The organism is Marinobacter sp., from assembly GCF_048266785.1.
Taxonomy (GTDB): Bacteria; Pseudomonadota; Gammaproteobacteria; order Pseudomonadales; family Oleiphilaceae; genus Marinobacter.
In genome coordinates this window covers 21291-30403 of record NZ_JBLWYX010000025.1, presented here as the reverse complement: position 1 = coordinate 30403, position 9113 = coordinate 21291, and the positions used below count along the sequence as shown (strand labels likewise).

Sequence of the window (9113 nt, the reverse complement as noted above, 5' to 3'; positions counted from 1 at the left end):
CCGGGAAGCTGTCTTCATCCTCCCCGGGCATGAACTTTTGAATGGTCGCGAACACTATCCCGCCACTCGGGCGATTGGACAGCTTTTCCCGCAGGTCTCCGCGGGTGGCAACCTGAACCGGTTGCTCGCGCAGCAAGTCCTGCGACAGGGAGAACACCCCAAACAGCTGACCATCCAGATCATTACGATCGGTGATCACGACAATGGTGGGGTTCTCCATCTGGCTCGCCTGCATCACCCGTGCAGCAAAACAGGTCATAGTGATGCTCTTGCCTGAGCCCTGGGTGTGCCACACTACCCCGCCCTTGTGTGAACCGCCCGGGCGCGACGCATCCACTACCTGATTGATGGCAGCGCGCACTGCATGAAACTGGTGATAGCCGGCGATCTTCTTCACCAACCGGCCGTCATCCTCGAACAACACGAAGTAGCGCAGATAATCGAGCAACATCTCCGGCGCCAGCACACCGCGCATCAACGTTTCCAGCTCGCTGAACTGCCCCAGCGGGTCCAGGTTCACTCCATCAATGGTGCGCCAACGGGCGAAGCGTTCGATATCGGCAGACAGCGAGCCCATGCGGGCCTCGCTACCATCGGAGATGATCAGGATCTCGTTGTACTGGAATACGTCCGGAATCTGCTCTTTGTAGGTCTGGATCTGGTCGAACGCTTTGACCAGATCGGCATTCACGTCGGCCGGGTTCTTCAGCTCCAGCAGCACCAGAGGCAAGCCGTTGACGAACAGAATGATGTCAGGCCTGCGAGTATGCTTGGGGCCCTGGATGCTGAACTGATTGACCGCGAGCCACTCGTTGGCTTTCACATCTGCCCAGTCGATCAGACGCACGAAATCGCCGCGCGTCTCGCCGTCCTTCTGATACTGAACCGGTACCCCGCTGACCAGCAGACGATGAAACAGGCGATTGGCAGACAGCTGAACAGGTACACCCAGTTCCAATACCTGACGCACCGCGTCCTCACGAGCGGCCAGCGGCACACCGGGGTTCAGCCGCGCAACCGCTGCCCGTAACCGCATGGCAAGCACCACGTCACGGTAGCTCTCGCGCTCCGGGTTATCGCCATCATGAGCAATGTCCGGCCCATAGAGGTGCTGATAGCCCAGCTCGTCCAGCCAGCCGAGTGCTTCCTGCTCCAGTTGATCTTCAGTCATTCCCTACCTGCCATTCAGTTACTACCGGCAACTCCGGCCAACACAAATTTGCTGAAAACCAGCCACGACGCCTGCTACGAGGCTCCAAGAACTTCGCCGAACTCTGCTGCCCTGATATCCGAAGCACCGTGCAACATGTCACGGGCAAGCGCTCGGCGTTTATCGAGCAGATCATCTAGCGTTGATTCAAACGTTGGCATGCTGGCGTCGCGAATCGTTGGGTAGTAAACATACACATCCTTCTCCTGCCCAATGCGGTACGCCCGGTCAGTAGCCTGATCCTCTTTTGCCGGATTCCAGCAACGCGTGAAATGAATCACGTGGTTTGCCGCTTGTACGTTAACGCCAAATCCAACAGCAACGGTCGACAGGATAATGATCGAAAAGCCCTGCTCTTCCTGGAACCTGTCGATCAAGCGCTGTCTGCTCTGAGCACTTTTGCTGCTCGTGCTGGTGTCTCCGTTGATGATAATTGGCTTAAAGCCAAATCGGCCTTCGATTGCGTGCTGCAACTCCCGCTGGATATCCCTCAGCTCGGTAAACAGAATCACTTTGTCGCCGCGGCCTGCTTGCTTGATGGCATCCAGCTGCGTCATCAGCCAATTCAGCTTCGGCGACTGCTCTTTCAAACGAGGGTCTGGCCGAACACTGAACGGGTGTGCACATACCAACTTCAGCTTATGCAGCAACCCCAGCATGCCGCTTTCTCTCTGCTCCAGCTGTTCCTGCATTTTCTTTTGCTGGTTGTACTTCGATATTTCAGAGAGGTAGAGGTCTCGCTGCAGCACATGCATCGGTAACGAGCGACAGGCTTGATCTTCAATTTTTGCCGGCAGATCTTTAGCAACATCCTGCTTGGTTCGGCGCAAGGTCTGAGGCTCGATTAGCGCTCGAAGCTTATCTAAAGCGGCGTCATCACGCTCCAACCCGGCCTCGATCGGTCTCTGATATTCACGCCCAAATTGATTCAATCCCCCGAGGAAGCCTGGCTGGATGAAATCGAAAAGGCACCAAAGATCAATCAACGTATTTTCGACAGGCGTCCCCGTGCACGCGATTCTGAATCTGGCGGGGATTGCCTTCGCCGCCTGTGTAATCATCGCAGCCGGATTTTTGATCTTCTGAGCTTCGTCACAGATCATCATCGACCATTGCTGACGTGCCAACGAGAACTCCTGATCACGCAACGTCTCGTAAGTGGTCAGCACAATCTTGCTGTCCCCAAGCCAACCTGGTCGCAGCAGGTTCTTGATCCCTTTTGCAACAAGCTCCTCTGGAATCTCGTCTTTCCTGAATTTTGCTTCGCTGAGCGTTGAGCCATACAGTTTCAGAACGGGCAATGCATCCGCATGAAAGAATTTATGTAGCTCTCTCTCCCAGTTATCCAGCAGCGATACTGGCGCAACGATCAGCACCGGATTGGCTGCTGACTCCTGCTCAAGAAACGACACCACGAACGCAAGTAGCTGGATTGTTTTACCGAGCCCCATGTCGTCCGCCAACAGGCAACCCGCCACATGGGATGGAGATAGATCAAACAGATGCTGTAGCCAAGCCACGCCTTGTAACTGGTGATCTCTTAGCGTGATTTCGTCACGCAGTAGTGCAGGTAAACGCGGCGTTGCATCGCGCGCTGCCCGTAAAGCATCCTCTCGACGCTGAGCGTAAGTTGCTTCCTCGATATTGTGTTCGATCTGAAGTACTGCTCGAACAGGCTTATCGGCGGGTTTGCCCTCAGCAAGTGGCTTCGCCTCGCGGTCGAGCTTTTTTCGCCACGTATCGTAAAGCTTCTGTGCTGCCTCTAGCGGCACCAGCGACTCGCTTCCGGGAAGACAAACTTGCTCTTCTCCCTCCGCGCGCGCGCGATCAATGCGCTCTTCCAGTTCGTTAAAATTCTCGCGGCTCGACGGATCCCAGTGATTCAAAAATTCGGCGCCAGCTTCAGTGTTGGCGATCTCTGCAGGCAACCAATCCTCCGTTGCCTCCTTGACCAGAAACGGCGAGGTAATTCGAGCCGCCTCTCCAATACCGATAACCCTGTCACCGTAGGCATTCAAATCAAGAACGCTGTCAAAAACAGCACCTGCCTCCTGCCGCTTCCACTCTTCAAATAGGTCTCGGATACCCGTCAGCTGCCTGAGATCAAAATCGCTCAGCTCCAGTTCGTACCCCTGCCACAGCCCTACCGGCATTGCAGCAGCCAACTTGAATTGCAGTTCTTTGACAAAGAGCTCTAACTCGTGCGGAGCGTTAAAACAAAACTCGATGGTCTGCTCTGGAGTCGCCGTGAGAGGCTCAAGGTCTAAGGTAACCGACTCAATGCGTACACCGCTGTCATCCAACTGAGGCGTCAGACGGAAGCGATGAAAGTGAATACCGGCCTCAGCTAGGCCAGCCTCATATTCGTCACTATCAACCACATTACGAGCAGCATCACCAATTACGCTGTAGGGGTTTCGCACCAAAGCCAGTGCATCATCCCCAGCCACTCGACGCCCCGGAAACGCCCTGACCGACTCCAGAACGGTTTTCACCTCTGGCTCGATCAATACATGCGTTACCGAACCATCAGCAGTTGGAATATGGTACGCATCCTGCACTTGCCCATATCGATCAAAACTCTCCGTCCAGTTATCCGGCTGATCATCAAACGAGGGCTCCAGTTCGATGACCGGCGTCCCGCCCACAACCGTTTTTTTGGGCTTCAGCCTCAGCTTTTCAGGCTTCACAACAACCGTCTTGTCCAGAAAGCCGTCCATGCCAGCTTGAGCACGTTTCGCCTGTTTGCGTATTTTTGCCCAGCCCACCTGGTTCGTCGCTTCGCCCGGCGCATCAGCCTGTGACTGTTGTAGCTCGCGTACAGCCTGCAACAAGCTCCAGGTCGCTGCACTAAGCAGTTCTGTGCGTCCGTCAATGCGCACCAGCGAGCCTACCCTTTCGAGAGCCACCGGTCTCCCAGAGGCAGAATCTCGCCACTCCTGGATAAACACCTTGAACGAAGGATCCGACAGGCCACCGCTGCTCGCTAGCTGCGGTTGAACAGTCGAAAAAGGGGGAATTCCAAGTAATGAGAGACTCGTTTCATGCTCTGAGTCGTCAAGAAGCTGATAAAGAGATTCCCAAGGCAGCAGCCAACGATCACTGAGCTGTGAAACATAATCCTCTTCAAACAGCTGGTCCAGATAACCCGCGAGCTGCCAGTGTTGCTCGCTATCAGCCAGACTCAGCGGATAGCTGAACCCCTGCTCATCTGCTGCGGGAGAGAACCCTGAGGCATCAGCGGCATCACGCGAAAGTTTTGAAAAAAAGCGTCCCAGCATCAATTCCTCCAAAAGGTCAGAGCCTTGTTACCTACAGCCTTGAAGCCTAAACGCAGCAGTGTCGTTCTGGCCCCCATGTTATCGCCCGCCAAGGTGACCTTAAGGACTCCGCCCTTGTGTCGGTTGTCTTCCACTTGGTAACGGACATGAGAAAGCTTCTTGGTCAAATCAGCCAGAATCGAATCCGGATTCCCGCTACCTGCTGAGGATAAGTGGTCGGAAGGCACGATACCAAGGGTTCTCAACTCTTGATCATACTTTTCCAACCACCCCTCGACCCGGTCTGGTCGGCTAGGCGCAGGGGCATGACGCATCCGTAATAGCGCACTACCTGACTGCTTGAGCTCGTAGTTCAGCTCCAGTGTCGTCTTGTCTGGATTGAAGGGGGCAGAGCTCGCCCGGTATACGTAGCAAGCGTTCCCGGTTCTAGAAAACTCAACAAAGAAATAGCCGCCAATTTGCATGACAACTGCGTTGTCCGCTGCCTGGCCGCCCTCAAGGCGACTCAACCGGCCTTTGTTCTTGTTTCGAAACTCAACAAACTCAGAGCCTTGGTCAGTCCAAGCATCCCTGCCCATGATGATGCGGGTGTAACTCATCTGGCTGGCAAAGCGCAGCCAGTAAAACAGGCGAGACTGATCCACTTCAGCCTCCCCCTTGAGCAACGTGAAGAAGTGCTGAAGGTCCTCCCGCGCAAACCAGCCCGCGACCATCGCACAGACAGGTTCACTCACATACTGCAGCCAGGCATTCTGGCGTGAGCGCATCTGGGGACTGCCCCAATGATCAAGGGCCGCTTGCTTGAGCAGAGGGGACGGCTGGTCTCGAAAGCGCGCTTTGTGATACCGGGTAAGACAGGCGCTCAAAACCTGATTCAGATAGAGAGTATTCAACTGACCAAGCGCGACCAGCTCGGGCAGACGTCGTTGGAAATTCTCATCATCCAGCTCGAACACGCGAGAAATCAGCACAGCGAATACTCGCTGCCAAAGCCAGCTGCTGTCGGGAATCTGTGCAATCGCGTGGAGGACAGACAGGTCTTTTGCCCGCCCTGAGAAGATCTCTTCAGCCAACTGCTTCCCAGCACCATCGCCAAACAGGTCGCGATGCTGTTGAACAATTTGCATCCAGGCCTTCTCCCGCGAGCTTCGCCCGCGCACCACATCAAAACCAAGGTCAATATCATTGCGCAGAGTGCGCCAGTTGGCGTTCACCTCCGGCTGACTTTCATCAAAAGAAAAATAGCTGAAGCATAATGCCAGCCAGTCCCTTCGATTCAGGGTTCGACGCTCAATGCGCTCAGACACCTCCGCGTGAACTCGCGTAAAACCCTCAGAGTCATCCAGCAGGCGCAAAGTGTCGGGATCCTGGTCAGACAATCCAGCGAAAACAAGGCGCCACTCAGTACCAGTCAACGGCTTTTCATCGCGAAATTTACCCAGCGCCTCCCTGCGCTTCTCGCGCGGCGGTGCCAACGCCTTCTCTAGCGCGTTAAACCGCCGATCCAGATCAGAGGCCGCCCGCTGCAAGCCCGGAAACTCTGCCAGGCCGCGACCATCCGTCCTGCTCTGCTGTCTCAGCAAACCTTGATCAATCGCAGCAGTGAGAGAGTTCAACAAACGTGTCATCTAGCGAAACTCCAGTTGACACTTCTCTGCTGCGGAAGTGGTAAACACGGGAGTTTCCTCGGAGGTCTGTTCGCCCTGCTCCTTCAAGCCGAAAAACTGCATACGCAGTTCCACTCGGCGACTTTCCTCGTTGCTTTCCTTAGCGTTATTGAAGGACACACCGCCGGCCAGGAACATCGAGCGAATCTGCTGCTGCCGCTCCTCGGAGAGCCCCTGTTGCACGGGGCTGCGACTGTCCAGCAAGCTGCACATCACCCACTCGGAGCGTTGCAAAGAAAGGTGAAGGTTATAAAGATAGGAGCCGTCCGTATCGGTAAACCCTTCAATCACCACCTGTTTTAACCATTTGCTCCCTTCATCACTGTTAGCTGCGTCAAGAATCAGGGGTACCACGTCCTGTAGCGCAGCCTGCCCCTGGCGATTGAGGAAGTACTGGTTTTTTCCAAAACGGCCAGCTTCACCAAAGCTAATCCGTCTATCAGTGCAATCGACCATGATGGTTGTATTGAGGTTGCTGGCCCGAAGCTGTAGATCCTGGCAAAGCTTTTTGATGTCCTTGTCTCGCTGCTCCCCACTCTGATCAACCTGCGCTATTTGTTGGGTAACGGCACTGAGTGACGCCACCATCACCACTAAAAACAGGATCATCATCGCTGTCATCAAGTCGGCGAAGGAGATCCAAAACGGTTTTTCGCCCTCGTCCCTGGTTCGCACCGGGGTGGCAGATTTACCAAACATGCCTCACCCTCACTTGCGCTGGATACTTTCCATGATGTCATTGAAGTCTTCGATACTGTCTTTGACCCCCTCGACTCCACCCGCAAGGCTCGTCATCGCCTTATGCAGCTCTGCGTCAAGAGTACCAAGTGTGTGGCGCAGGCTACGATCCACACCTTCAGTAAACTCGTTGAATCCTTTCCCGAGCACACCACTGATGTGCTCCAGGTACTCGTTCACTTCACGGTTAAGAGCCTTAAGTTGCTCACCCTGCTGTTTGAGATCCTGTAGATATTGAGCCCGACCCGCCGCCTCACCTTGTGTGCTTGCAAGCATGCCTTGAATGGCCGTCAGCGACTGCGCCAACGCCTCACGATGACCACGGTAATCCGCGACCACAGCGCCCAGCTCACGCGCTGCAGCACTCAATTCGGAGCTGGTACCCTGCAGCGTCCCGAGGACACCTGCAGTGGCCTCACCAGCCCTGGTAACGCTCTGCCCCGCAGTATCAAATCGTTCGGCGGCGGCACGCATCTTCTCTGCCCCCGCCTGCATATTGCGTAGATGATCAGCCGTCTGCTGGCTAAGCTGCTCCAGGGTTTGGTGCATTGCGGAGTTTTGTTCACCAACCGCAGCCAGGAGTGTCTCGACCTGCTTCTCCAAACTGCCGACCATATCGCGGGTACCGCGATGCAGCTCAACTTGCGCAACCTTGCTGGCCTGATCCATCTGAGCCCGGTTGCTTTCCAGTTGTTTAAACAGGCTACCAAGCTGCTCGCCAAGCACCTCCACCGTGCCTGAGATCTTCGCCATGGTTTCCTGCTGCCCCTGACCCACGCTTTCCTTAAGCGAATCAACAAAAGTCTGCATGCTGTCTGCCATGGCGCGCTGACGAGCCTCGCTTTCAGCAAACAACTTCTCCAGCTGCTGTGCCATTCGCTCGCCGGCACTCTCGCCTTCACTACCAATTTTGGCGATGGACGCCTGCAAGCTGGCTACCATGTCACTCATGCCGGTTTGCATGGCAGCTTGACTGGCCTGCATCTCTGCCATCATCCGACTCATCGCATCCGCGTTCCCTCTGGCCGATGCCTCACCGGTCGCCCGCATGTCGTCGAGCAACGTGTTGAACCCTTGCTGCATTGACTGCATAGCGGCGACCGATTGCCCCATCATCTCGTGCAGCCCATTGAACTGCTGCCCAAAGGTGCTCTCCAGCTTGCTCATGAACGCCGTCAAAACATCAGTCAGCAGACTTTGGACCTGGTTACTCTGATCGCCGCTAGCCGTTTGAACGGCGCCAGCAATCGACTCCAGAGGAGCCTTGAGGCTGTTTTCGATCGCACCGCTGACCTGATCGGCCAATTGCTTGCCGGAGTCGCGATAGGTCGTGGACAGAGTATCAGCGAGCTTCAAACTCTCGCGAACCTGAGTGTCGACCAGGTTCTGCAACATCTCGCGCAGGTCGGTAACCAGGCTATCTTTGAGCTGACGGGTCTGAATCGAACTCTCGTTGCTCGATTTAACCAACTGAGCTAGATACTCCTCACCCACCCCGCTGTCGAATAAACCATCAATGGCCTCAGTAAGCCCTTCCAGATGGCTGTAACACCGTCCCAGACGCCACTTCTCGGTAAGAGTGACGATGATCGAAGCCAAAATGGAGATGAAGGAGCCGAGGAAAGCGAAGAACACATCCTTAAGCAGTTGATCCACGCTGGAAGTCACTTGCTCTGGCGTGCTCGGGTCAAAGTGCTGCAAACCAAGCATCAGGCCGAAAAAGGTCCCGACAATACCGATACCAGTGAGAACACCGGGCAAATGCTTGAAAAACTCCGTGGCAAGCGATGTTTCAACGACCGATTGAGCCGTGAAGTAGTGCCCTGCACCCGCTGTTGCGCGAGAGCAGACAAGCACCTGCTCGCCGTTACGCACCTCATGCTGGTCGTGCAGCGTCTCTGCATATTCGTGCCACGCGTGACCCAGCTTGTGCTTCTGGAATAATGCGTCCAGCTCTGCACGTCTTTTGGCCGGCGCCACGTCGCCCAACTTGCGAATACGCTTGGAGAGTCTCTTCAAGCGCACGCTGAGCACGAACGACCAAACAAAATAACGCACGAAATAGAAAGCACAGAGAACCGTCACCAAACTCGCAACGGATACAGGCGCAATAAGCTGCGCCATCGTCGCTTGATCCCACAGTTCCAGCAAGTTTACGTAGTCCATGTCCTAGCCCTTACACCCTGTCAAACAGACCTCTAACGGGCCTTTTCCATA

5 protein-coding genes are annotated in these 9113 nt (G+C 55.2%); all 5 read right to left on the bottom strand.

Annotation, left to right across the window (positions count from 1 at the left end; all coding sequences use genetic code 11):
• A partial coding sequence (locus ACN0V1_RS19955; RefSeq protein ID WP_417546660.1) for a type I restriction endonuclease subunit R occupies positions 1 to 1171 on the bottom strand: 1171 nt, incomplete at its 3' end.
• A 74-nt stretch (positions 1172 to 1245) separates the two neighbouring features.
• Positions 1246 to 4491, bottom strand: a complete 3246-nt coding sequence (gene zorD, locus ACN0V1_RS19950) for a type I Zorya anti-phage system protein ZorD (RefSeq protein ID WP_417546659.1) — start codon at positions 4489 to 4491, stop codon at positions 1246 to 1248.
• A complete protein-coding gene (gene zorC, locus ACN0V1_RS19945; protein WP_417546658.1) occupies positions 4491 to 6119 on the bottom strand; it encodes a type I Zorya anti-phage system protein ZorC in 1629 nt (542 codons plus the stop codon). Before zorC ends, zorD begins: the two co-directional genes overlap by 1 nt.
• On the bottom strand, positions 6120 to 6857 hold the full coding sequence (gene zorB1, locus ACN0V1_RS19940; protein ID WP_417546657.1) for a type I Zorya anti-phage system protein ZorB1: 738 nt from the start codon (positions 6855 to 6857) through the stop codon (positions 6120 to 6122). It lies immediately after the preceding gene.
• 9 nt (positions 6858 to 6866) lie between these two features.
• Positions 6867 to 9062: a type I Zorya anti-phage system protein ZorA1 gene (gene zorA1 / locus ACN0V1_RS19935; RefSeq protein WP_417546656.1), complete on the bottom strand. Its 2196-nt coding sequence runs from the start codon at positions 9060 to 9062 to the stop codon at positions 6867 to 6869.
• Between the last annotated feature and the right edge of the window lie 51 nt (positions 9063 to 9113).

What these genes read in the sequence shown, in the direction of transcription:
- zorD (WP_417546659.1), bottom strand. Translation starts at nt 4,491, where the DNA reads ATGCTGGGACGCTTTTTTTCAAAACTTTCGCGTGATGCCGCTGATGCC.
- zorC (WP_417546658.1), bottom strand. Translation starts at nt 6,119, where the DNA reads ATGACACGTTTGTTGAACTCTCTCACTGCTGCGATTGATCAAGGTTTG.
- zorB1 (WP_417546657.1), bottom strand. Translation starts at nt 6,857, where the DNA reads ATGTTTGGTAAATCTGCCACCCCGGTGCGAACCAGGGACGAGGGCGAA.
- zorA1 (WP_417546656.1), bottom strand. Translation starts at nt 9,062, where the DNA reads ATGGACTACGTAAACTTGCTGGAACTGTGGGATCAAGCGACGATGGCG.